Source organism: Silvimonas amylolytica (genome assembly GCF_014645555.1).
Lineage (GTDB): Bacteria > Pseudomonadota > Gammaproteobacteria > Burkholderiales > Chitinibacteraceae > Silvimonas > Silvimonas amylolytica.
In genome coordinates this window covers 107931-130204 of record NZ_BMLY01000006.1, presented here as the reverse complement: position 1 = coordinate 130204, position 22274 = coordinate 107931, and the positions used below count along the sequence as shown (strand labels likewise).

The following is a 22274-nucleotide window of genomic DNA, read 5'->3' as shown; positions in this document are numbered from 1 at the left end:
AGTTGATGTCGTATTGCCATTTTTCTCGCCCTCGCACCTGGCCACAAATCAGATTAATTTCGTTCAATACAAAGAAATTCTTTCTCGTCGTCACGCAAAAAAGCCCCCGGCTGGATGAACCAGACGGGGGCGAGGGAGGAAGCGGCAGGAGGCAGTAAAGACGATCAGAAAGCAGGCAATGTCACCGGCACCGGGCGCGTCATCAAATCGATGTACTGCGCCAGGAAACGGGTGTTATCAAATTTGCTGACGTAGCGGATCTTGCGTAAGGAGCCACCGGCAATGGGCGCCGTCGTGCTGGCGGTCACCTGGCCTTGCTGTTCACCCGGTGTGGTGTTTATCGCAAGCCAGGCGTCCGTGGTTTGCGTCGCCATGGTTGGGTCAAGCAGGTAGGCGATCGTCAGCGTGTCAAAGATGTGAGCGTCCGGGCCGAGGAACCGCGCGTTCTCGGTGTCATAGATTTGCGTGACCACGGTTTGTTTGGCCGGGTTGTGGGCGATAGCATCAAAGGTGGCTTGATCCAGCGGCACGGTATCGGTGACATCCAGCGGGATCACGGATTGCGGAATGTCCTGCTGCAAAATCTCTGAGACAGCGACCGGGTCAAACCACCAGTTCATCTCGGCCACCGCGTTGGCATTGCCCGGCACGTTGATATTGCCGCCCATATACACAATGGCTTTGATCAACGGCGCAATCTCTGGTGCTTTACGCAGCGCCAGGGCCAGATTGGTGGGCGGCCCAACTTCCAGAATGATGACTTCATGTGGATGCGCCTTGATCGTGGTAATCATGAAGTCGGACGCGTTTTGACTGCGCAGGGTGTTGCTGGTGGCAAAACCATCCGGTGGCGCCGTCAGGTCTGCCGCACTTTGCGGTTCTGGGAACATCCATGCCCCGAACCAGCCATTGGGGTTAGCGGCCATTTGCGCCTGGATGCTGGTCTGGTCATACATCAGCGCGTAATTGGCACCGGCATAGACCCCAATTTGCTGCGCCACACCCATCCGTTCGGCTGCTTTGAGGGCATCGCTTTGTTCTTGCAGCAACCAGCCGTTGCCGCTCTCTACCGTCAGCCCCAGCACGTTCACCTTGCCTTGAGCCATCAGTTGCGTGGCCATGACAAACAACTGGCCGTCGTCGCCCATGGTGTTGAAGTCAGAATCGATGATGATCTTGGGCGCGTTGGCGGTGGCGAGCGTGTTGTCATCGTCGCCCGAGCAACCTGCAAGCAAAGCGGTACCCAGCAGAATCAGTGAAATCACTGTCTTTTTCATGTTATTCCTCAGTGTTTGGTCAGAAGCAATGCGCAACCAGCCCCGCCGGGAAACCCGTTGCGGGTTTCGGCGTGCCAGGACTTTCAGACTTCAGATGAACTTCGGAACTGCGGACTTACGCGGTGTGGCGGAGAGGTACAACGATCAGAACGTGACGCCCGCCACCAGCATCACATTTGCGTAAGGGGTGCATTCACCGGTGCGGATAAAGGCGCGTGCGTTGTGGCTCATGGCCTTGAGCGCATCGTGACTCACCACCTGCCGTTCGCCGGTCATGCTGGCGGACTGGTTCAGCGCAGCCAGCGGCGGCAGGCGGCCGTCCAGCATTTCTTGTGCGACCACGTGCGACTGGACTTGCATCTCGCTCAGCACGACCTCCAGCACCTCGGCAAACGTCGGCGTGCCTGCAGTCAATGCCAGATCAATGATCTCAACATCTGTCGCATGCAACGGCGTGGGCATACCGGCATCTGCGATCAAAATCATGTCGCCATGGCCCAGCGCGGCAATCACGCGGGATACGGCGGTGTTGAGCAGCTTCGTTTTCTTCATGCTTGTTGCTCCACTTCATGCAGAAACGGAATGGATGGCTGCGCGCCGGCACGGGTCACGGAGATCGCAGCTGCGCGCTGCCCCAGCAAAATGGCGTCGTGCACGCTGGCACCCCGCGCCAGGGCGGCAGAGAAACCTCCGGTGAAGGTGTCGCCCGCCGCCGTGGTGTCGACCGCCTTGACCGGGGTGCCCGGATAATGCGCCATGTCGTCCCCCGTGAGCGCGACAAGCCCCCGCGCGCCCAGCGTAATCAGTACGTTACGAGCGCCCAGCGCACGTAGACGCTGTGCTGCAATGCAAGCGTCCTGAGGAGAATCCACCGGAATACCAGACAGCGTGGCGGCTTCGATCTCGTTGGGAATGAGGTAATCCACTTCCGGCAACCAGGACTCCGGCAACGGTGCACTCACCGGTGCCGGGTTCAAAACAGTCACCTTACCCAGACGGCGTGCGGCTTGCAGTGCAGCAAGCACGGTGTCATGCGGCACTTCGAGCTGACAAACCACCACATCGGCCGCTGCGACCAGTGCTTCATGCCGGGCGATGGCGGCGGGCATGACCTCGCCATTCGCGCCTGGCACGATCAGGATTGCGTTCTGGCTCGCGTCGTCAACAATGATCATCGCTACGCCGGTAGGCACATCAGCTTGAGTGGCAATGCCGCTGCAATTAATGCCCTCGTCTGCCAGACCGGCACGCAACGCAGCGCCGTAGCTATCAGCGCCAGTCGCACCGATCATGGCCACATGGGCACCCAATCGCGCTGCGGCCACGGCCTGATTACCGCCCTTGCCGCCAGCGATCGTGGCAAACGAGGTGCCGGATAAGGTCTCGCCCGGTTTGGGCAGGCGGGGGGCACGCCCCACCAGATCCATATTCAGGCTACCGACGATCAGCACATGGCCGGCCTTTTGCTCATTGTTACTGCTGTTGACTGCGTTCACTGCCTTGTTTCCTGTATGTCTGCCGCGCATTGCGGTCTTGCCGTTTTTCTTTTTGCGTTGCAAGGTTATTCAAATCATCCGATCCGCTTTTTGCCAAACGCTCAAACATGCTGCGCAGTGGATTCACGCAACGTCAGTTGTGGTGCCACAATCTGCCGCTTTGGTGTGCCGGTGGCGGTTCCGTTGATGCGATCAAGCAAGAGTTGCGCGGCTTGTTCACCCAGTTGCGGAATCGACTGCCCGACTGTTGAGAGCGCCGGGTAAACGTAGCGGCTCAGTTCAATGTCATCAAAACCAATCACCGAACAATCTTGCGGCACGCGAATGCCCCGCTCTGCCGCAGCGCGCAAAACACCGATGCCCATCATGTCGTTACCGGCAAAAATAGCCGTCGGCATGAGCCCCGCAAACAGGCGCGAGGCGGCGTAATAGCCACCGGGGCTGGAAAAGTCGCTTTCTACGACGGCATCAGGCAGTACCGGCACGCCCGCTTCTGCCATGGCACGCCGAAAACCCGCCACACGCAAAGTGCCCACGGCCATAGTCGAAGGGCCGCTGATGCACCCAATGCGCCGATGTCCCTGCTCCAGCAAGTGCCTGGTCGCCACATAGGCGCCCAGTTCATGGTCAATTTCGACCAGATCGGCCGCCACACCTTCCACTTCGCGGTCGACGATCACCACTGGCACATGGTTGTCGACCAGCCCTTCCATCAGCGAGTAGTTATCCCCCGCCGAGGCAATCACGAGGCCATCAATGCGTTTCTCACGCAGTGCCCGCAAATAGTTGCGTTGTTTCTCAGGATCATCGTCCGAGTTACACAGAAACACGCAGTAGCCATTGCGCTCGCAGCGCGTTTCAATCCCGCGGGCCAGTTCGGCAAAATACGGGTTGGTACTGTTAGGCACCAACAGCCCGATGGTTGAAGTAGCCCGTACCTTGAGTGAGCGCGCCACGCCAGAGGGCACGTAGTTCAGTTGACGGATGGCGTGTTCGACTTTTTCGCGCGCTTTTTGACTGACCGGGCGGGTGCGATTCACCACGTGTGACACGGTGGTAAACGACACGCCAGCCAGCGTAGCGACGTCCTTGATCGTGGCCATGGTCTGTTATCCGTTTTTCTGCTGATCAACCGCGCTTTTTTGCGCGATGGCTACGATAGGTGTCCAGCACCACGGCAACCACGATCACTGCACCCGTGATAATGCGTTTGGTCGGCTCGTTTGCCCCGATCTGGGCCAGGCCAGCAGCCAGTACCGAGATAATCAGCACGCCAAAGAAGGTAGCGATCACCGAGCCGCGGCCCCCCATCAAGCTGGTGCCGCCAATCACCACCGCGGCGATCACTTGTAGTTCCATGCCTTGACCCGCGTTCGGATCAGCCGCTTCCAGGCGGGAAATCTGGAACAGCGCCGCCAGGCCAGACAACAAGCCCATCAGTGCGAACACTGCCAGCTTGTAGGGTTTGGGGTTGATACCGGCAAGGCGCACAGCTTCTTCGTTGGTACCAATGCCGACCAGATAACGGCCAAATACCGTGCGGGTGAGTACCAGTTGCGCAATGACCATGACGGCCACAGCAATCAGGAAAGCGGGCGAAATACCGACGGCGATCGGGTTGGAGAGCCAATCAAATTGTGCACCAATGTAAGCGGTGCGCGAGTTGGTCAACTGGTACGCCAGACCACGCGCGATCTCCAGCACGCCCAGCGACACAATGAACGATGGAATGCGCCACGCCACGGTGACCGTACCGGTCAATGCCCCTGCCACGGCGGCGGCGGCCATACCCAACAACGCCGACGACCAGGGCCCCATCTGATACTTGAGTGCAGCCACACTGACGACCGAAGCCGCCAGAGCCAGCACAGAACCGACCGAGAGATCGATCCCGGCAATAATCAGAATGAAAGTCATGCCGACCGCCATGACGACCAGATCAGGAATCTGGTTGGCAATCAGACTGAAGGTGTCATACGTAAAAAAGTGCGAACTGAGCACCGAGAACAGCGCAATCATGGCGATCAATGCGCCAGCAAGGCCCAGATAGGTGCTCAAGCCGCGAATGAGGCCGCCGTTGTTATTGGGCAGCGCAGTCGCCGGCGCAGCAACGGGCGCTGGTGCGTCCGGAGCCACGGCGTTGGTTTGTTGGTCAGTCATTTAATCCACTCCTGTCACCACGCAGTGTCTGCGTGGTCTGCATCCTGGTTTTGCAATGTGGTTGTTGTATTGAAGCGTTATGCGCTGGCGGGTTCGGCATGGCCATCCGCCAGCATCCGGTCGCGTGTCTGGTAACCGGCAAATGCCGCGGCGAGGATGGCGTCTTGCGTCCATGTATCGCGTTCGAACGTGCCGGTGACTTTGCCGGCAGAGAGCACGGCAATGCGATCACAAATCAGCATGAGTTCACGCAAGTCACTCGAGACCACCACTAACGCCTTGCCCTTACGGGCCAGTTCGCCAAACAAGGCGTAGATATCGAACTTGGCGCCGATGTCGATCCCGCGCGTGGGCTCATCAAATAGCAGTACGTCACAGTCGCGTTCCAGCCAGCGGCCGATCACCACCTTCTGCTGGTTACCGCCAGAGAGTTCCTGGACTGCCTGTGCTGCACCGGAAGTACGAATACGCATGGCAGCAATCTGGCGCTGTGCCAGGGCCGTTTCTTTCTGGTTGTCGATGATCCCATGCTTCGAGACTGCATCCATATTGCCCAGCGACACATTCGCGGCAATCGACTGGGGTAACAGCAGCCCTTCGCCTTTGCGGTCTTCGGTAATCAGCGCAATGCCTTCACGCACGGCATCGACCGGCGAGTTGATAGTGACGGTGCGCAACGGGTTACCGATCTGGATCGTGCCTGCATCGGCCTTGTCTGCGCCGTAGATCAAGCGCATCAACTCGGTACGGCCAGCGCCGATCAACCCGCTGATGCCAAAGATTTCACCACTACGCACTTCCAGCGAGACATCGCGGACTACATTGCCGCGGCGCATCCCCTGCACCGCCAGCATCGGCGCGCCAATATTGCGAACGCCAAAGTCGATCTTCTCGCCCAGCTCGCGGCCGACCATCAAGGTCACCAGTTCATCGCTGGTGTAGCGGTTGATGTCATCGGCACAGACCAGACGGCCATCGCGCAGCACGGCAATGCGGTCGGCAATGCGGGCCAGTTCTTCGAGGCGGTGCGAGATATACACCAGCGCCACACCACGCGCTTTCAGGATGGCGATCTGGTCAAACAACAGATCCACCTCCCGCGCGGTCAGCATGGCGGTGGGTTCATCCAGGATCAGCACGCGGCATTCGCCAATCAGGTTGCGGGCGATTTCCACCATTTGCTGATGACCAATCCCCAGATCACCTACCAGCGTATCTGGATCAATGCTATCGAGCCCGACCTTCGCCATGGCGCGACGGGCATCTTCGCGCAACTGCCGACGGGAAATCCAGCCGGCCTTGCGCGGTAATTTGTTCAGGAACAGGTTTTCTGCCACCGACAAAGTGGGCAGCAGGTTGAGTTCCTGCATCACCATACGTACACCGGCGTCTTCAGCTGCAGTGCGGCTTTGCGGGGCATACGGCTGGCCCAGATAGTTCATCTGGCCATGTGTGGGCGTTACCAGCCCGCCAATAATCTTGGAAAGCGTACTTTTGCCCGCGCCGTTTTCGCCCGTCAGCGCCAGTACTTCGCCTGCAAACAGCTGCAAGCTGACATCGGCCAGCACGGTGGTGGCGTAATCCTTGCCAACACCTGTTACTGCCATGATTTCACGATCAGACGACATGATCTTGTCCTGTTATGAGCCAGAACCCTGCTGGCTTGCCAGCACCGTGGCACCGGATCGGGTTTGGCTCCGGGCGCGCAGCATGGGGACCGCGCGCCCGGCTTGCCTTGAACAGCCAGTGATCACACCAGCCGCTCCGTGATGGTCTTGCTTGATTACTTGGTAATCAGTTGCACCGGCGTTTCTACCGCGCCAGCCAGATCAGCTTGTTTCTTGTGATCCTTGATCGCCTTCAGGGCAACATCAATACCGAAAACAGCTTGCTTGGCAGCAAACTGATCCGCAGTGGCCAGTACGCGGCCATCGGCCAGCATCGGCTTGATGGCGTTGATGTTGTCATAACCAACGATGATCACCTTGCCTTGCTTGCCTGCAGCGCGCACGGCAGACACAGCACCAATGGCCATGTTGTCGTTACCAGCCAGCAGCGCCTTGATGTTCGGGTATTCGTTCAGCATGGCAGCGGCAACGCTATTGCCCTTGTCGATTTCCCACTCGGCCGATTGCACGGAATCAATCTTGGCACCCACAGTGGTCATCGCATCCTTGAAACCAGCGGTACGTTGCTGAGCGTTCGTGGTGGTCGACACACCTTCCAGGATACCGACTTCATCGCCCGCCTTGAGCTTCTTGGCCAGGTAGTCGCCCACTTGCTTGGCACCCGCGCGGTTATTCGGGCCTACAAACGGCACATTCAGGTTCTTGGACTTAAGCACATCGTTGTCGAGCTTGTTGTCGATGTTCACAACAATAATGCCGGCATCAACGGCCTTCTTCACCACGGGCACCAGGGCTTTGGAATCCGCCGGGGCGATCACGATGGCATCGACCTTGGAGACGATCATCTGCTCGACGATACGAATCTGGTTGGCGGTATCGGTCTCGTCCTTGATCCCGTTGGTGATCAGGTCGAACTGGGCGGCATTGGCTTTCTGATAATCCTTCGCCCCGTTTTCCATGGTCAGGAAGAACTCGTTAGCCAAAGATTTCATCACCAGCGCCACCTTGGGCTTGTGCGCATCAGCGGCGTAAGCGCTGGAAATCGGCAACACGGCAGCAACGGTAACTGCAATAGTCATCGCGGCCAGACGACGGAAATTATGTTTCATGCTGGGACTCCTCATCATCGATATGTACTACGCGTGATTTGAATTGGTTTTCGATCAAGCAAACGTTTGCGCAAACAGATAAAAAACATGCGCAAGTTTTATCGGATACGGACTGGCAGTACCGTATGTAGCAAACGTTTGCGCACTACAATTTACGTTCATTTCACCCGCTGTCGTCAACTGCATTTCGTATTGCAACGCACTAACCAAGTGCGATTTCCTCAGCCGTTTCTGCCATAAAATCACCATGTTGGTGCATATTTCTGGATTTTCCTGACAAACAAAGTTATGACATTTGAGAATCACAGCAATGACAACTGATTGTTTTTTCGTGATTTTCAAAGATAAAATTTGCGCAAATGTGTAAGTAATTGCCAAAAACAAACATCTACCGCAGCCCACAGGACAAACCATGCGCAAACAAGGCGCAAAGACGAACGGTAGGCTGGTCGTTCCGTAGCCACCTGGCGGTCAGTACATTTTTGCAACAGCAAGGTCATCAAGATACAGCCGGGTTCGGGGCGGCCATTAAACGCGCAATGGCCTGGCCTGGCCTGCACCCTGATACAAAAATCCACCGGACTTTCGGCAAGCCCTTCAATCACTGACAAAAACCTACAAAAAATCAAACGACTACGCGTTAGTTGCGGAAAGCCCGGTAGGAAAATTTGCTACAGCAAGTGACAATCAAAACTCACCGTAAGATGCCAATCCGGCTCAATATAAGGAAACTGCACATGACACACCGCCGCTATGCCCCTGCCCTCGTTGCTGCCCTGCTGTTGGGCGGCTGCGCCAATATGGATACCAACGCGCTTATGCAATCAGGTGCAACTGCCGCTCAAGCGGCCATGCTGACCGATAGCGACGTCCAGCAACTGTCTGTGGCCTCTTGCCAGGATCAGGACAGCAAGAACCAGATCGCCCCGGCCAGCAGCACATATGTAAAGCGCCTTGCCACCGTTAGCCAGGGCTTGCCCACCAGCGTGAATGGCGCGCCGCTGAACTTCAAGGTTTACCTCACCAAGGACGTCAACGCCTGGGCGATGGCCAATGGCTGCGTGCGGGTTTATAGCGGCCTGATGGATTTGATGACCGATGACGAAGTCCGCGCCGTCCTCGGCCACGAAATTGGCCACGTCGCGCTGGGGCACACCAAGAAGGCGGCTCAAGTGGCCTATAGCGTCAGCGCTGCCCGCGGTGCAGCGGGCTCGGTCGGTGGCACCGTGGGTGCTTTAAGTAAATCTCAACTGGCTGATCTGGGCGAGCAACTGGTCAATGCCCAGTTCTCGCAAAAACAGGAAAGTCAGGCGGATGACTACTCGTTCGACCTTCTGAAGAGCAAGGGATACAACCCGCAGGCACTGGTCAGCAGCTTTCAGAAGCTGGCGAAACTGGACGGCGGCCAGAGCAGTATCATGAGTTCGCACCCCGCCTCTGCCGATCGCGCCAAACATGTTCAGAGCCGGATCGCATCAGGCAAGTAAGCTCGGTGGGACACAAAAAAGCCCGCAAGAGCGGGCTTTTTTGTGTCCGGCATCAGACCAATTACTTGATCATACCTTTGGACTTCAACAGTTCATGCATGGTCTTGCCGATTTCAGCCGGGCTGCGGGTGTACGCAATGCCAGCCTTCTCGAAAGCCTTGAACTTCTCTTCGGCCGTCCCCTTGCCACCAGAGATGATGGCGCCAGCGTGGCCCATGCGCTTGCCCTTCGGGGCAGTCACACCGGCGATGTAACCCACCACCGGCTTGGTCACGTATTGACGGGCAAATTCGGCGGCTTCTTCTTCAGCAGAACCACCAATTTCACCGATCATGATGATGGCGTCGGTATCCGGATCGTCCTGGAACAGCTTCAGGGCGTCGATATGGCTGGTACCCGGGATCGGGTCGCCGCCGATACCGATACATGTGGACTGGCCCAGACCCAGCGCGGTGGTTTGCGCCACGGCTTCATAGGTCAGCGTGCCAGAACGGCTGACAATACCGATACGGCCCGGGTTGTGGATGTGCCACGGCATGATGCCGATCTTGCACTCGCCCGGGGTGATCACGCCAGGGCAGTTCGGGCCGATCAGGCGCACGCCGGCTTCATCCACGGCCTTTTTCACGTACAGCATGTCCAGTGTCGGCACGCCTTCAGTGATACACACGATCAGCTTCACGCCGCTGTCCAGGGCTTCCAGGATGGAATCCTTGGCAAAGGCTGCCGGTACGTAAATGACGGAGGCATCAGCCTGGGTCTGGCGTACGGCGTCTTTCATCGTGTTGAACACCGGCAGGCCCAGATGCTCAGAACCACCCTTGCCCGGGGTCACGCCACCAACCACCTTGGTGCCAACCTTCAGCGCTTGTTCAGCGTGGAAGGTACCATTCTTGCCGGTGAAACCCTGCACCAGCACTTTCGTATCTTTATTTACAAGAACGCTCATTTCAGAATCCTTTTACGCGTGCGGTATTAGAGGGCAGCCACGGCGGCGACGATCTTCTCTGCCGCATCGTTCAGGCCCTGGGCGGAAGTCAGCTTCAGACCGGATTCATCCAGAATCTTTGCGCCCAGCTCTGCGTTGTTGCCTTCCAGACGAACCACGACCGGCACGGTCACGTTCACTTCCTTCACGGCAGCGATAATGGCTTCAGCAATCATGTCGCAGCGGACGATACCGCCGAAGATGTTGATCAGCACGCCCTTCACCGAGGTATCAGCCAGAATCAGCTTGAACGCTTCGATCACGCGCTCTTTGGTTGCGCCGCCGCCCACATCCAGGAAGTTGGCCGGCTGGCCACCCTTGAGCTTGATGATGTCCATGGTGGCCATCGCCAGACCGGCGCCGTTCACCATACAACCGATATTGCCTTCCAGTGCCACGTAGTTCAGTTCGAACTCGGAGGCCTTTACTTCACGCTCGTTCTCTTGCGACTTGTCGCGCTGGGCCAGGAGGTCCGGGTGACGGAACAGTGCGTTGGAGTCCAGGTTGATTTTGCCGTCAACGCAAGCCAGTTCGCCGTTTTCACGCAAGGCCAGCGGGTTCACTTCAAACAGGGCAAAGTCGTTCTCAACAAACGCTTGATACGCACCCAGCATCAGTTTTTCGAAGGACTTCACCTGAGCACCGGCCAGACCCAGCGCAAACGCGGCGTCACGTGCCTGGAACGGTTGCATGCCGGTCAGCGGGTTCACTTCAATCTTGATGATCTTTTCCGGGGTTTCTTCTGCAACCTTCTCGATTTCCACGCCACCTTCGGTGGAAACCATGAACACAACGCGTTGCGAACCACGGTCCACCACAGCGCCCAGATACAGTTCGCGCTGTACCGGGTACATGTCTTCACACACCAGCACGCTGTGAACCGGTTGGCCAGCCGCGTCGGTCTGGTAGGTCACCAGGTTGGTACCGATCAGGGTTTTGGCGATTTCAGCGGCTTCTTCGCGGCTCTTCACCACTTTCACGCCACCAGCCTTGCCGCGACCGCCAGCATGGACTTGCGCCTTCACCACGGCAAACTTGCCGCCGAGCTGGTCGTAGGCAGCGGCAGCAGCTTCTGCGCTGTCCGCCAGAATGCCGCGTTGTACCGGCAGACCGTATTTGGCCAGCAGTTCCTTGGCCTGGTATTCATGCAGATTCATGGGTAAATCCTTGTGAGGAGTAAGGGGTGAGGCTTGCGGTCATCCCGCCAGCCTCACGCGCAATTACGAATGCAAACCGCGCTTGTCGACACCCAGCGCCGCTTCATGAACGGCCTCGGAGAGGGACGGGTGCGCGTGAACAATGCGGGCCAGGTCTTCAGATGAAGCATTGAATTCCATGGCTACCACGGCTTCGGTAATCAGTTCCGAGGCAAACGGGCCGATGATGTGCACGCCCAGGATGCGATCGGTTTTGGCATCTGCCAGCATTTTGACAAAGCCGGCAGTCTCGCCCAGACCCAGTGCGCGGCCGTTGGGGCCAAACGGGAACTGGCCTTTACGGTATTCAACGCCTTCGGCCTTGAGTTGTTGTTCGGTCTTGCCTACCCAGGCCATTTCCGGGCTGGTGTAGATCACCCACGGCACGGTGTTGAAGTCGATATGCGGGTGCTGACCGGCAATGCGTTCTGCCACAGCAACGCCCTCTTCCGACGCCTTGTGCGCCAGCATCGGACCGCGCACCACATCACCCACCGCCCACAGGTTCGGCAGTTTGGTACGGCATTCATCGTCGACTTCGATGAACCCGCGGGCATCCAGCGGCAGGCCAACAGCTTGCTCAGCCAGGTTCCAGGTATTGGGCACACGGCCGATCGACACAATCAGTTTGTCGAAGGTTTCGGTGTGATCCTTGCCTTCGTTGTCGGTGTATTCCACCTTGACCGATTTGGCTGCGGCCTTGGTGCTGTTGATCTTCACGCCGGTGTTGATCTTCAGACCCAGTTCCTTGATGAAAATCTTCTGGGCCTCTTTGGCCACAGCTTCATCAGCAGCCAGCAGGAAGCCCGGCGCAGCTTCGAGGATGGTGACGTCAGCACCCAGACGCTTCCACACCGAACCCATTTCGAGGCCAATCACGCCAGCGCCAATCACGCCCAGCTTCTTGGGGACATCCGGAATCGCCAGCGCGCCGACGTTATCCAGAACCACCTTGTTATCGACCGGCAGACCTGGCAACTGACGCGGCACGGAACCGGTAGCAATGATGACATGAGTCGCTTCAACTACTTCGGTCTTGCCCGATTCATCGACTTCGACTTGCCACTTGTCGCCATTGCGGCTCAGGAGCTTGCCGTGACCAAACAGGCTGGTGACCTTGTTCTTTTTGAACAGGAAACCAATCCCGCCGGTGAGCTTGGCGACGATGCCTTCCTTACGTTCCAGCATCTTGGAAACATCAAACTTTGCGCCGGAAACCGTAATGCCATGGGCAGCGAACTTGTGGTTCACGCGTTCCCAGTTTTCGGAGGACTCCAACAGTGCCTTGGACGGGATGCAACCCACATTCAGGCATGTGCCGCCGAGGCTTTGCTTGCCTTCGGCATTCTTGAATTCGTCTACGCAGGCAGTCTTGAAACCGAGTTGCGCAGCGCGGATAGCAGCCACGTAACCACCGGGGCCACCGCCAATGACCAGTACGTCAAATTGTTGTGCCATGTTTTTACCTGTGAAGCACGCGAGGAGAGGTGTAACCCCGCATGCCAGAACCAGTGATGCACCAGGGAGTGCGGGGGTTACACCGCACCCCGCCCTCCCCACACCTCAGATCAAATATCCAGGATCAGACGCGACGGATCTTCAATCGCTTCCTTGATCGCCACCAGACTCAGCACGGCTTCGCGGCCATCGATAATGCGGTGATCGTACGACTGGGCCAGATACATCATCGGGCGCACGACCACCTGGCCATCCTCAACCACAGCGCGTTCCTTGGTGGCATGCATGCCCAAAATCGCGGATTGCGGCGGGTTGATGATCGGGGTCGACATCATGGAGCCGAAGGTGCCACCGTTAGAAATGGTGTACGTGCCGCCTGTGAGTTCTTCCACAGTCAGCTTGCCTTCCTGGGCACGCTTGCCGAAGTCAGCAATGGTCTTCTCAATGTCCGCCAGGCTGAGCTGGTCCGCATTGCGGATGATCGGCACCACCAGACCACGCGGGCTGCCCACAGCAACGCCGATATCGTAGTAGCCGTGGTAAACAATTTCGTTACCGTCAACCGAAGCGTTCACGATCGGATACTTCTTCAGTGCGTGAACAGCTGCCTTCACAAAGAAACCCATGAAGCCCAGCTTCACGCCGTGTTCTTTCTCGAAGCGATCTTTGTACTTGTTACGCAGATCCATCACCGGCTTCATGTTCACTTCATTGAACGTGGTGAGGATGGCGTTGGTTTGTTGCGATTCCAGCAGACGCTCGGCCACGCGCTGACGCAGACGGCTCATGGCCACGCGTTGTTCCTGGCGATCGCCCTGCGGCAACACATATGCCGGAACGGCCGGTGCCGGTGCTGCGGCTGGCTTGGCGCCAGAAGCAATAGCGGCTTGCACGTCTTCTTTCAGTACGCGACCACCGCGGCCGGAACCGGCCACCTGGCTGGCATCCACACCAGCATCAGCAGCCAGCTTCTTGGCGGCCGGCATCACGGCGGTACCAAAGCCGACTGCGGAGGCTTCCACGCCGTGGGCTTGTGCAGCTTCAGCCACACGCTTCTTGTCTTCGGTCACTTGTGCAGCGGGTGCGGCGGCCGGTGCCGGGGCCGCGCTTGCAGCCTTGGCTTCGGTATCAATCGTGGCGATCACTTCGTTGCTGCCCACGTTGTCGCCTTCATGCTTGACGATGGACACCAGTACACCCGCCTGCGGCGCCGGGATTTCCAGTACAACCTTATCGGTTTCCAGGTCGATCAGCGTTTCGTCACGGGCAACCGCTTCGCCTTCTTTTTTCTTCCATTGCAACAAGGTGGCTTCAGCAACGGATTCCGGCAGTTGCGGGACTTTGATTTCAATGATCATGGGTTACTTCTCCAATTATTTCTTGTGGGTAACAAGACGCGGCAGGCGTTGATGGTGCGCCTGCCGCGTTTGGAATGCGTTAAAGGGTCAGTGCTTCGTCCAGGAAAGCCTTGAGCTGTGCGGTGTGCTTGCTCATGTAACCCACGGCCGGCGATGCAGACGACGGGCGACCGGCGTAGCGCAACGTTTGCTTGGCGGTGGTCACGCTCTCCAGACGATGACGGATCTGGTGCCATGCACCTTGATTGCGCGGCTCTTCCTGTACCCAGACCATTTCGCGGGCATTGGGGTATTTCTCCATCTCTGCCTGCAATTCTTCGGTCGGGAACGGATAAAGCTGCTCAACACGGACAATGGCGATGTCTTTGATCTCGCGCTCGCGGCGGGCGTTATCCAGGTCGTAATACACCTGACCGGCACACACCACGACGCGTTTGACCTTCTTGGCATCCAGACCGGCCGTATCACCGATCACATTGCGGAACTCACCATTGGTGAAATGCTCGATCGGGCTGGCGGCGTTCTTGGCCTTCAACAGACGCTTGCTCATGATCACGATCAGCGGCTTGCGGACCGGGCGCACCATCTGACGACGCAGCATGTGGAACACCTGGCTGGCTTCAGTCGGTTGAACAACCTGGATATTGTGTTCGGCACACAACTGCAGGAAACGCTCAACACGGGCAGACGAATGCTCTGGGCCCGCACCGTCGTAGCCATGCGGCAACATCATGGTCAAGCCACACAGACGGCCCCACTTGGTTTCACCGGAAGCAATGAACTGGTCGATCACCACTTGCGCGCCATTGGCAAAGTCACCGAACTGCGCTTCCCAGATCACGAGTTCATCCGGCGCGGAAGAGGCGTAGCCGTATTCAAAGGCCAGCACGGCTTCTTCGTTCAGGATGGAGTCAATCACCGCAAAGTGCGCCTGGTTCTCCGACAGGTTTTGCAGTGGCACGTACACGCCCTGGTCCCAGCGCTCACGGTTCTGGTCGTGGAACACCGCATGACGATGGTTGAATGTACCGCGGCCCGAGTCTTCACCGGAGATACGCACGGCATAGCCTTCGGTCAGCAGCGTGGCATAGGCCAGGTGTTCGGCCATACCGTAATCAATGTTCAGATTACCTGCGGCCATTTCGCGACGGTCTGCCACGACTTTCTCAACCGTGCGGTGCAGCTTGAAGCCGTCCGGCACCGTGGTGAACTTTTCGGTCAGGCGCGCCAGATCGGCTTGCGGTACCGAGGTCACCACCGGGTGACGCCAGTGCGTACCCATATAGCGGCTGAAGTCGATGGCGTAAGAGCGCTTGTAGTCGGTCAGCGAAGTCTGCTCGACGTGTTCACCCTTATCCAGCGCGGCCCGATAGGCAGTGATCAGCGCATCGGTCTGTTCGGCTTGCACCACGCCTTCGCGAATCAGCTTGTCGGCATACTTCTGGCGCACGCCCGGGTGAGCGGCAATGCGCTTGTACATCATCGGCTGGGTGAGGTACGGATCATCCGCCTCGTTATGGCCGTGCTTGCGGAAGCAGACGATATCCACCACCACGTCTTTCTTGAACACGCGACGGTATTCCATGGCGGCGTGCACCACAAAACACACGGCCTCCGGATCATCACCGTTCACGTGGAAGATCGGTGCTTCGACCATCTTGGCGATGTCGGTACAGTAGAGTGTGGAACGGGTGTCACGCGTGTCAGACGTGGTAAAGCCGATCTGGTTGTTCACCACCAGATGCACCGTACCGCCCGTGCCGTAGCCACGGGTGTGCGACAGGTTGAACGTACCCTGATTGGTACCGAGACCAATAAAGGCCGAGTCACCATGGATCAGTACCGGCAAAACCTGGTCGCCCGTGCGGTCCTGGCGACGTTGTTGACGCGCACGCACCGAACCTTCCACCACCGGGTTAACAATTTCCAGGTGTGACGGGTTGAACGCGAGGCTCAGGTGAATCGGGCCGCCCGGTGTCGGGATATCGGCGGAGAAACCATTGTGGTACTTCACGTCACCAGACGGCAGTTCGGTGGTCGGGCGACCTTCGAACTCGCTGAACAAATCACGCGGCTGCTTGCCCAGGATGTTGACCAGCATGTTCAGACGGCCACGGTGGGCCATGCCGATCACCATTTCCTGAATACCCTGCTCGCCTGCCATCTGCACCAGATAATCCATGGCCGGGATCATCGAGTCGCCGCCTTCCAGCGAGAAACGCTTCTGGCCAACGTATTTCTTGTGCAGGTACTGTTCCAGCGTTTCCGCGGCAGTCACTTGCTTGAGGATGCGCAGCTTTTGCTCTTTGTTGAACGACGGCGTGGAGCGACGCTCTTCAAAGTATTCCAGCACCCACTTGCGGGCCTCGGAATTGGTCATGTGCATGAACTCAAGACCCACGTTGCCGCAGTAAGTCTGCTTGGCGAAGGAAATGACTTCAGAGAGTGATGCACGTTCCATCGATTTGATATTGGTGCCAAACGTCAGCGCCATATCGGCTTCGGTGAAACCGTAGAATTTGGGGTCGAGTTCTTCGACGTAATCTGTGTCCATGCGGCACAGCGGGTCCAGCGTGGCATTGCGGCTGCCCAGCAGACGGTAGGCCTGCATCATGCGCAGCACTTCTACCTGCTTGCGCGAGACGGAGTCCTCAGCCACCGAAGCATGCACAGCCATGGCGCGCGGCTGGCGGGCCAACTGGCGGAATGATTCTTCGATCGGCGCGCGCGGAATGTCGCGGGCCGTCGTGCCAGGCAATTGCTGGAGTTTGTCGAAGTAGGTGCGCCAGCCCGGATCGACCAGGTTGGGATCTCCCAGATATTGCTCGTACAAGTCCTCCACAAAGGGGGCATTGCCGCCGAACAAGTGGGAGTTCAATGCTAGCTGTTCCAGCTCTCGTTTCATGATGGCCAGTGTCCTGTCACTCTAACTGTCCCGGTCTGCCCGGCCGGGAGTCTTTCACACGGCCCGCGCCCGCGGGCCGTGGTACTACTGTTTATTTACAGCTTGTGTGTTACTTGCGCTGCTCAACCGGCACGTAATCGCGGCGCGGCGAGCCGGTGTACAACTGGCGCGGACGGCCAATCTTCATGCCCGGATCGGAAATCATTTCGTTCCAGTGGCTGATCCAGCCCACAGTGCGGGCCAGTGCGAAGATCACGGTGAACATCGAGACCGGAATGTTCAGCGCGGTCAGCACGATGCCAGAGTAGAAGTCGACGTTCGGGTAGAGCTTGCGTTCGATGAAGTACGGGTCTTCCAGGGCAATCTTTTCCAGTGCCATGGCAAGTTTGAACTTCGGATCGTTTTCCAGGCCCAGTTCCTTGAGCACGTCGTCGCAGGTCTTCTTCATGATGGCGGCGCGCGGGTCCATGTTCTTGTAAACACGGTGACCAAAACCCATCAGCTTGTGCGTCTTGTTCTTCACGCCTTCCATGAAGGCCGGCACGTTCTCTACCGAGCCGATTTCATCCAGCATTTTCAGCACGGCTTCGTTAGCGCCACCGTGGGACGGGCCCCACAGACATGCGATACCGGCAGCGATACATGCAAACGGGTTAGCGCCCGAGGAGCCTGCCAGACGCACGGTGGAGGTCGATGCGTTTTGTTCGTGATCAGCGTGCAGCGTAAAGATGCGATCCAGCGCGCGAACCAGCACCGGGTTCGGCTTGTAGTCTTCGCATGGCGTTGCAAACATCATTTGCAGGAAGTTGGCTGCGTAAGAGAGGTCGTTCTTTGGATAGTTGAACGGCAAACCCTTGCTGTAGCGATAACACATGGCCGCGATCGTCGGAATCTTGGAGATCAGACGGTACATGGTCACTTCGCGGTGACGCGGGTTGTTGATGTCCAGGCTGTCTTGATAGAACGCAGACAAAGCACCGGTTACGCCAACCATCATGGCCATCGGATGTGCGTCACGACGGAAGCCCTGGAAGAAACGGGTCATCTGATCGTGCACCATGGTGTGACGGGTGACTGTCTTGACGAAGTCTGCCTTTTGTTCTGCAGTCGGCAGTTCGCCAAAGATCAGCAGGTAGCAGGTTTCCAGGTAATCCGAATGCTCCGCCAGTTGCTCAATCGGGTAACCACGGTAGTAAAGCTGGCCCTGATCACCGTCAATGAAGGTGATCGCAGATTCGCATGAAGCGGTCGCCAGGAAACCCGGGTCATAGGTAAACATCCCGGTTTTGGAGAACGTGCGGATATCCACTACATCGGGACCTAGCGTGCCCGACTGAACCGGCAGGTCAATGGTGCCGCCGGTGTAAGTCAGAGTAACTTTGTTTTCTGCCATGTTTACAAGCTCCTGGTTTGCAATGCCGTATCTGGCCCTTGAGAGGTCAGACCGTGTATCTAAACTATCTTTGCGCACGAACCCGTTCAATCATCGGAACAAGACCTTGATCCGGGCATGGCGCCTTGCCGTTCAGGTAATCCAGCAAATCGTTATCAGAGAGCAACAACATCTGCGAATAGGCTAACCATTCGGCATCACTGAACCCGGGCAGCACGTCGCGCACAAAGCGCTCCAACTGGATATCCAGCTCCAGCAAACCCCGGCGTGACCGCCAGACGATGCGTTTCTTTTCAACTTCGTCCACTGCTCTCAGTCCTGCAAAAACATTCATTCAACGCCCGAGTTGCACCACTGGCATACCACTACTCCCCAGCGTCGCCTCAGGCGTAGCGAGCGACGTCAGGCTGGATTCCGCCGGACCGCAGCAACCGGAACGTACATGCAAGTACGTGAGGATTGCGAGGACCGCCGGGAGTCAGCATGGCGTTGCGCAGTAGCCCCTCACACCACGCGTTTGACCATCAGGTCTTTGATCTTGCCAATCGCCTTCGTCGGGTTCAGATGCTTCGGGCACACATCCACGCAGTTCATGATGGTGTGGCAACGGAACAGACGATACGGGTCTTCCAGGTTATCCAGACGCTCGTTCGTGGCGGTGTCGCGGGTATCGGCGATGAAACGGTATGCAGCCAGCAGACCCGCCGGACCAACGAACTTGTCCGGGTTCCACCAGAACGACGGGCAGGACGTAGAACAACAGGCGCACAGAATACACTCGTACAAACCGTCGAGTTCTTCACGGTCTTCTGGCGACTGCAGACGCTCACGCTCCGGCGCCGGGTCATTGTTGATCACGTACGGCTTGATCGAGTGGTACTGCTTGAAGAACTGCGTCATGTCCACGATCAGATCGCGGATCACCGGCAGCCCCGGCAGCGGACGGATCTGCACTGGCTGCTTCAGATCATTCAGGTCAGTAATACAGGCCAGGCCGTTCTTGCCGTTGATGTTCATGGCGTCAGAACCGCACACGCCTTCGCGGCAGGAGCGGCGAAAGCTCAGCGTGTCATCCACCGCTTTGAGGCGCACCAGCGCGTCCAGCAGTTTTTTGTCGGACGGTTCCAGTTCGACGTGGTAGTCCTGCATGTAGGGCTTGGCGTCCACGTCCGGGTTGTAACGGTACATCTGGAAATGCATTTTCATGATCTGTGTACTCTCGCCAATTAATAGACGCGCTTTTGCGGAGCAATATATTCAACCGACAGCGGCTGGGTATGCACTGGTTTGTATGACAACGAACGAGTCTGGCCGTCATACAGCGTGTGCTTCATCCACTCGTCATCGTGGCGGTCCGGGTGATCATCCTGAGCATGCGCACCGCGCGATTCTTTGCGGGCTTCCGCAGAGATCAGCGTCGCAATGGCCACTTCGATCAGGTTGTCCAGTTCCAGCGCTTCGGTACGGGCCGTGTTCCAGACCTTGGACTTGTCCTTGATCTGGGTGCGCTTGGCACGCTCGGCGATCTCTTTGATCTCGGCCACACCCTTGGCGAGGTTCTCGTCGTTGCGGAACACGCCCGCGCGCAGTTGCACACACTTTTGCATGGCAGCGCGAACATCGGCCACTTCTTCGCCACCGGTCTGGTTTTCCAGACGCGCCAGACGGGCCAGCGAGAAATCAGCGGCATTTTCCGGCAGCGGTTTCCAGTCTTTACGTTCGTTCCGGATAAAGTCGATCATGCTGTTGCCGGCTGACTTGCCGAACACCACCAGATCCAGCAAGGAGTTGGTGCCCAAGCGGTTGGCACCGTGCACGGAAGCACATGCGCACTCGCCCGCTGCGTAGAAACCGTTGACGCGCACTTCCGGGTTATCGCCCTGCGGCGCGACCACTTCACCCTTATAGTTGGCCGGAATACCGCCCATCATGTAGTGCGTTGTCGGCACCACCGGGATCGGGTCTTTAATCGGGTCCACGCCGGCGAACTTGATGGCAATTTCGCGGATACCCGGCAGGCGATGATTGATGATTTCCGGGCCCAGGTGATCAAGCTTGAGCAGCACGTGATCTTTTTCCTTGCCACAACCACGGCCTTCCAGGATTTCCAGCGCCATGGCGCGGGACACCACATCACGCGAAGCCAGATCCTTGGCATTTGGTGCGTAACGCTCCATAAAACGCTCACCATTGGCATTGAGCAGAATACCGCCCTCGCCGCGCACGCCCTCGGTAATCAATACGCCAGCACCAGCCACACCGGTCGGGTGGAATTGCCAGAATTCCATGTCTTCCAGCGGAATACCGGCACGCACCGTCATACCCAGACCGTCACCGGTATTGATAAAGGCATTCGTGGAAGCAGAATAGATACGACCAGCACCACCCGTGGCAAACAACACCGCCTTGGCATGCAGCACGTAGGTTTCACCGGTTTCCATTTCCAGCGCAGTGACACCAATCACGTCGCCATCAGCATCACGGATCAGATCCAGCGCCATCCATTCCACAAAGAACTGGGTATTGGCGCGTACATTACGTTGGTACAGGGTATGCAACATGGCATGACCGGTACGGTCAGCGGCAGCACAGGCACGTTGCACCGGGGTCTTGCCGAAGTCAGCCATGTGGCCGCCGAACGGGCGCTGATAGATCTTGCCGTTTTCCAGACGGTCAAATGGCATGCCGAAGTGTTCCAGCTCAACCACGACTTCTGGCGCCTGGCGGCACATAAATTCAATCGCATCCTGGTCACCCAGCCAGTCCGACCCCTTCACGGTGTCGTACATATGCCATTCCCATTTGTCTTCCTGCACATTGCCCAGCGAGGCGGAGATGCCACCTTGTGCTGCAACGGTGTGGGAGCGGGTCGGGAAAACTTTGGACAGCACGGCGGTCTTCAAGCCGGCTTCCGAGAGTTGCAGGGCTGCGCGCAGACCGGCGCCACCGGCACCAACGATGACTGCATCAAATTTGCGAACGGGAACAGACATCAGGCACCCCACACCACTTTAACGGAATAAACAAGACTGCCCAGCAGCCATACCAGCGTGAGCACGTGCATGGTCAGGCGTACGCCGACGGGCTGGATGTAGTCCATCCAGATATCCCGCACACCAATCCAGGCGTGCCACAGCAGCGCAAGCACAGTGATCTGCGTCAGCACTTTGACCCAGGTACAGGCGAACAAGGCTTTCCAGCCATCAAAACCCTGGTTATGGGCGGCCAGCAAAAACACCACGATGGCCAGCGTATAGACCAGCATGATCACAGCGGTAACGCGCTGAGCCAGCCAGTCGCGCAAACCATAGTGCGCACCGATTACATGACGATTTACCATGTCAGCCCCCCGATGATGACGGTCAGCACCAGGCTCACAACCAGCACCAGTCTGGCGGTCAGGCGCGCGGTGGCCAGATCAAGACCTTTGTGGATATCCAGCAGCAAAAAACGGACGCCAGCACAGGCGTGATGCAAAAAGCCCCACAGCACGACCAGCAACAGGATTTTCACAAGCGGGTTGGCAATACAGGCGCGAAACGCATCAAAGTGCTCTGCGGAAGAGAGGGAACCTGCGAGGGCATACAACATGAAGGGAATCGCTACAAACATCAGCGCGCCGCTGGCGCGATGCAGAATCGAGACTATCCCCGGGATCGGCAGTTTGATCTGCCATAGCGCGAGGTGCTTGGGTCTTTTTTGACTCATACGCACAAATCCTTCTTTTTGACTCACAAGTTTGAGAACCGTTATTACCATCCACTGCATCGTTCAGGCTGTTCATTTCACTTTTCATCAAAACGAACAACCCCGAGTACA

General features: G+C 57.6%; 20 protein-coding genes. 1 reads left to right on the top strand and 19 read right to left on the bottom strand.

Translation table 11 applies throughout. From position 1 onward, the window contains the following. Positions 1-164: 164 nt before the first annotated feature. From IEX44_RS16385 to IEX44_RS16350, 8 genes are all read right to left on the bottom strand, one after another. Entirely contained in the window at positions 165-1277 is a 1113-nt protein-coding gene (locus IEX44_RS16385; RefSeq protein ID WP_188696411.1) for a nucleoside hydrolase, read from the bottom strand. 144 nt (positions 1278-1421) lie between these two features. Further along, positions 1422-1829, bottom strand: a complete 408-nt coding sequence (rbsD, locus tag IEX44_RS16380; protein WP_188696408.1) for a D-ribose pyranase — start codon at positions 1827-1829, stop codon at positions 1422-1424. After that, a complete protein-coding gene (gene rbsK, locus IEX44_RS16375; RefSeq protein ID WP_229679240.1) occupies positions 1826-2773 on the bottom strand; it encodes a ribokinase in 948 nt (315 codons plus the stop codon). The genes rbsD and rbsK overlap by 4 nt, the downstream gene beginning before the upstream one ends. A 101-nt stretch (positions 2774-2874) precedes the next feature. Next, positions 2875-3876, bottom strand: coding sequence for a LacI family DNA-binding transcriptional regulator (locus tag IEX44_RS16370; protein ID WP_188696403.1), 1002 nt, complete (start codon positions 3874-3876; stop codon positions 2875-2877). Positions 3877-3901: 25 nt separating this feature from the next. Then, a complete protein-coding gene (locus IEX44_RS16365) occupies positions 3902-4933 on the bottom strand; it encodes an ABC transporter permease (RefSeq protein WP_188696400.1) in 1032 nt (343 codons plus the stop codon). A gap of 77 nt (positions 4934-5010) precedes the next feature. Continuing rightward, on the bottom strand, positions 5011-6561 hold the full coding sequence (locus IEX44_RS16360; RefSeq protein ID WP_188696397.1) for a sugar ABC transporter ATP-binding protein: 1551 nt from the start codon (positions 6559-6561) through the stop codon (positions 5011-5013). A 155-nt stretch (positions 6562-6716) separates the two neighbouring features. Next, positions 6717-7670 (bottom strand): sugar ABC transporter substrate-binding protein, encoded by a 954-nt coding sequence (locus tag IEX44_RS16355; protein WP_188696394.1) that lies wholly within the window; start codon positions 7668-7670, stop codon positions 6717-6719. Between the two features lie 54 nt (positions 7671-7724). Further along, a complete protein-coding gene (locus IEX44_RS16350; RefSeq protein ID WP_188696392.1) occupies positions 7725-8048 on the bottom strand; it encodes a hypothetical protein in 324 nt (107 codons plus the stop codon). 359 nt (positions 8049-8407) lie between these two features. Between IEX44_RS16350 and loiP the strand changes: the two genes are divergently transcribed. After that, complete coding sequence (gene loiP / locus IEX44_RS16345; protein WP_188696390.1) at positions 8408-9157, top strand: metalloprotease LoiP; 750 nt, start codon at positions 8408-8410, stop codon at positions 9155-9157. Positions 9158-9218: 61 nt separating this feature from the next. Here loiP and sucD read toward each other — a convergent pair whose 3' ends face one another. From sucD to sdhC, 11 genes are all read right to left on the bottom strand, one after another. Continuing rightward, positions 9219-10106: a succinate--CoA ligase subunit alpha gene (sucD, locus tag IEX44_RS16340; RefSeq protein ID WP_188696387.1), complete on the bottom strand. Its 888-nt coding sequence runs from the start codon at positions 10104-10106 to the stop codon at positions 9219-9221. Positions 10107-10132: 26 nt separating this feature from the next. Further along, complete coding sequence (gene sucC / locus IEX44_RS16335) at positions 10133-11302, bottom strand: ADP-forming succinate--CoA ligase subunit beta (protein ID WP_188696385.1); 1170 nt, start codon at positions 11300-11302, stop codon at positions 10133-10135. 63 nt (positions 11303-11365) lie between these two features. Beyond that, positions 11366-12799, bottom strand: coding sequence for a dihydrolipoyl dehydrogenase (lpdA, locus tag IEX44_RS16330; RefSeq protein ID WP_188696381.1), 1434 nt, complete (start codon positions 12797-12799; stop codon positions 11366-11368). Between the two features lie 110 nt (positions 12800-12909). Further along, the gene (gene odhB / locus IEX44_RS16325; protein ID WP_188696377.1) at positions 12910-14157 is read right to left on the bottom strand and encodes a 2-oxoglutarate dehydrogenase complex dihydrolipoyllysine-residue succinyltransferase; all 1248 of its coding nucleotides are present in this window, start codon (positions 14155-14157) and stop codon (positions 12910-12912) included. Positions 14158-14236: 79 nt separating this feature from the next. Further along, positions 14237-17062 carry a 2-oxoglutarate dehydrogenase E1 component gene (locus IEX44_RS16320; protein WP_188696375.1) on the bottom strand — a complete coding sequence of 942 codons (2826 nt, stop codon included), beginning with the start codon at positions 17060-17062 and terminating at the stop codon, positions 14237-14239. 109 nt (positions 17063-17171) lie between these two features. Continuing rightward, on the bottom strand, positions 17172-18455 hold the full coding sequence (gene gltA / locus IEX44_RS16315) for a citrate synthase (RefSeq protein WP_188696372.1): 1284 nt from the start codon (positions 18453-18455) through the stop codon (positions 17172-17174). A gap of 64 nt (positions 18456-18519) precedes the next feature. Next, positions 18520-18762 carry an FAD assembly factor SdhE gene (locus IEX44_RS16310; protein WP_188696369.1) on the bottom strand — a complete coding sequence of 81 codons (243 nt, stop codon included), beginning with the start codon at positions 18760-18762 and terminating at the stop codon, positions 18520-18522. A 197-nt stretch (positions 18763-18959) separates the two neighbouring features. After that, positions 18960-19661 (bottom strand): succinate dehydrogenase iron-sulfur subunit, encoded by a 702-nt coding sequence (locus IEX44_RS16305; RefSeq protein WP_188696367.1) that lies wholly within the window; start codon positions 19659-19661, stop codon positions 18960-18962. A gap of 20 nt (positions 19662-19681) precedes the next feature. Continuing rightward, positions 19682-21448 carry a succinate dehydrogenase flavoprotein subunit gene (gene sdhA / locus IEX44_RS16300; RefSeq protein ID WP_188696364.1) on the bottom strand — a complete coding sequence of 589 codons (1767 nt, stop codon included), beginning with the start codon at positions 21446-21448 and terminating at the stop codon, positions 19682-19684. After that, a complete protein-coding gene (gene sdhD / locus IEX44_RS16295; RefSeq protein ID WP_188696362.1) occupies positions 21448-21795 on the bottom strand; it encodes a succinate dehydrogenase, hydrophobic membrane anchor protein in 348 nt (115 codons plus the stop codon). The genes sdhA and sdhD overlap by 1 nt, the downstream gene beginning before the upstream one ends. Then, positions 21789-22163 carry a succinate dehydrogenase, cytochrome b556 subunit gene (sdhC, locus tag IEX44_RS16290; protein WP_188696359.1) on the bottom strand — a complete coding sequence of 125 codons (375 nt, stop codon included), beginning with the start codon at positions 22161-22163 and terminating at the stop codon, positions 21789-21791. The genes sdhD and sdhC overlap by 7 nt, the downstream gene beginning before the upstream one ends. Between the last annotated feature and the right edge of the window lie 111 nt (positions 22164-22274).

Bases quoted from the DNA above. Each gene is read 5' to 3' on its own strand.
- sdhA (WP_188696364.1), bottom strand. From the start codon at position 21,448: ATGTCTGTTCCCGTTCGCAAATTTGATGCAGTCATCGTTGGTGCCGGT.
- IEX44_RS16365 (WP_188696400.1), bottom strand. From the start codon at position 4,933: ATGACTGACCAACAAACCAACGCCGTGGCTCCGGACGCACCAGCGCCC.
- IEX44_RS16320 (WP_188696375.1), bottom strand. From the start codon at position 17,062: ATGAAACGAGAGCTGGAACAGCTAGCATTGAACTCCCACTTGTTCGGC.
- IEX44_RS16370 (WP_188696403.1), bottom strand. From the start codon at position 3,876: ATGGCCACGATCAAGGACGTCGCTACGCTGGCTGGCGTGTCGTTTACC.
- odhB (WP_188696377.1), bottom strand. From the start codon at position 14,157: ATGATCATTGAAATCAAAGTCCCGCAACTGCCGGAATCCGTTGCTGAA.
- sdhD (WP_188696362.1), bottom strand. From the start codon at position 21,795: ATGGTAAATCGTCATGTAATCGGTGCGCACTATGGTTTGCGCGACTGG.
- IEX44_RS16305 (WP_188696367.1), bottom strand. From the start codon at position 19,661: ATGAAAATGCATTTCCAGATGTACCGTTACAACCCGGACGTGGACGCC.
- IEX44_RS16355 (WP_188696394.1), bottom strand. From the start codon at position 7,670: ATGAAACATAATTTCCGTCGTCTGGCCGCGATGACTATTGCAGTTACC.
- IEX44_RS16385 (WP_188696411.1), bottom strand. From the start codon at position 1,277: ATGAAAAAGACAGTGATTTCACTGATTCTGCTGGGTACCGCTTTGCTT.
- sdhC (WP_188696359.1), bottom strand. From the start codon at position 22,163: ATGAGTCAAAAAAGACCCAAGCACCTCGCGCTATGGCAGATCAAACTG.
- IEX44_RS16360 (WP_188696397.1), bottom strand. From the start codon at position 6,561: ATGTCGTCTGATCGTGAAATCATGGCAGTAACAGGTGTTGGCAAGGAT.
- gltA (WP_188696372.1), bottom strand. From the start codon at position 18,455: ATGGCAGAAAACAAAGTTACTCTGACTTACACCGGCGGCACCATTGAC.
- sucC (WP_188696385.1), bottom strand. From the start codon at position 11,302: ATGAATCTGCATGAATACCAGGCCAAGGAACTGCTGGCCAAATACGGT.
- loiP (WP_188696390.1), top strand. From the start codon at position 8,408: ATGACACACCGCCGCTATGCCCCTGCCCTCGTTGCTGCCCTGCTGTTG.
- sucD (WP_188696387.1), bottom strand. From the start codon at position 10,106: ATGAGCGTTCTTGTAAATAAAGATACGAAAGTGCTGGTGCAGGGTTTC.
- lpdA (WP_188696381.1), bottom strand. From the start codon at position 12,799: ATGGCACAACAATTTGACGTACTGGTCATTGGCGGTGGCCCCGGTGGT.
- rbsD (WP_188696408.1), bottom strand. From the start codon at position 1,829: ATGAAGAAAACGAAGCTGCTCAACACCGCCGTATCCCGCGTGATTGCC.